The organism is Pseudooceanicola lipolyticus, assembly GCF_002786325.1.
Lineage (GTDB): Bacteria > Pseudomonadota > Alphaproteobacteria > Rhodobacterales > Rhodobacteraceae > Pseudooceanicola_C > Pseudooceanicola_C lipolyticus.
Genome location: NZ_PGTB01000333.1, coordinates 1 through 1539, shown reverse-complemented (window position 1 = coordinate 1539; position 1539 = coordinate 1). Strand labels below are relative to the sequence as shown.

Sequence of the window (1539 nt, the reverse complement as noted above, 5' to 3'; positions counted from 1 at the left end):
ATAGGCGCGCAGGGCGTCGCGCACGGTGATCGGCGGCAGTGCCAGGCGGCGGGCCTGGCGCAGCGCGGCAAAGTTGCCGCCGCCGCCGACGCGGAAACTGTTGACGGCGACGGCGAAATGCTGCGCCGGGTCCACCGCGACACCGTTATGGCAAAGCGACCGGATGCGGCGGCTGTCGTGTCTGTGCAGGCTGCCATCGGGGTGATAGCGCGCCGGTTTCGACAAATCGATCTGATAGGTCAGGCCGTAGATCACGTCAAAATCATGCCCGGCGCTGTCCGGGTTGATCAGGCAGGCCTCGGTCGCCCCCGGTGCAATCTGGCAAAACAGGCTGACCGCACGTTCCAGCCAGTCGGCCAGTTGCGCGCCGGTGACCCGCACCGCCTGCAGCTGGTCAGGGAACAGGTGCAGGTCGGCCAGATGGCGCCGGGACAGCGGGCCGGCGGGGATGTCGGTATAGCTGTCCGGGCCGGCGCGGGCGCCGAACTTGCCCGGTGCCACGGCCGAGAGCAGCGGCAGATCCGCGGCACTGCTCCCCTGCAGATGCGGGCGCACCGCCGCCGCCTGCGCGGCCGCTACCATGGCCAGCGCGTGGCTGGGCGTGACGAAGGTGAAATAGCTGTGCAGCGGCACTGGGCTGTGCCCGGCGGACTGCTCCATAAAGACGCAGGCGCGGGCGTGATCGGCCGCCAGCAGATCGGTCAGCGCGGCATCCTCTTCGGCCAGCGACACGGCGCGGCCATCGGCGGCGCGGCGGGCGATGGGCCGCAAGTCGCAGCGGCTGTCGCCGACCGTCCAGCCCCCCGATCCATCCGTGGCCAGCGTCAGGTCGATCACCCCCAGATGCGATCCGGAAGCGCCGGCGATCACCACCGGCTTGCCATGCACCTTGCCGGCGGCGGCATCCACATGGCGCATGTCGCGGCCTTGCGGGCCGGGCAGGCAGGTATGGGTATGGCCACCGATGATCGCGTCGATCCGGTCCAGCGCGGCCAGCGGGATCACCGCGTTTTCCATGCCGGGTTCCTCCGCACGGTCGTCCAGGCCGGAATGGGCCAGCGCCAGGATCAGGTCGCATCCTGCCTGTTCGAGCTCGGGGATGCGGGCCAGGGCGCTGGCGACGATGTCGTCGATCTCGACCTCGCCGGTCAGCAGATGGGCGTCCCATTGCAGGGTCTGTGGCGGCACGAAGGACAACAGGCCGATGCGAACCGGAACCGCGCCCTGCGCGGTGGGCAGGCTGCGGTCCAGCACCGCCCAGGGCCGGATCGCCTGCGGCACCCGGTTGCCGATCTGTCGCAGGTTCGAGCAGATCACCGGGCAGGGCGCCTGTGCCAGCGCCGCGTCCAGCGCAGCGAGGCCATAGTTGAAGTCGTGATTGCCCAGCCCGACGGCGTCATAGCCCAGATGCGCGAAGGCGCGCATCAGCGGATGCGGCGCGCCGGCGGCGCCGGCGAGAAGGACCTTCAACCCGCGCGACACCGCGCTTTTGCCGTAATCCCACAGCCGGTCCGGCGTGCGGTGCGCCGAGACGATCCG

The 1539-nt window shown here is 70.4% G+C and carries 1 protein-coding gene; it reads right to left on the bottom strand.

The genetic code is table 11. The annotated features are described in order from the left end of the window. A partial coding sequence (locus tag CVM52_RS25655) for a 5'-nucleotidase C-terminal domain-containing protein (protein ID WP_100165053.1) occupies nt 1–1539 on the bottom strand: 1539 nt, incomplete at both ends.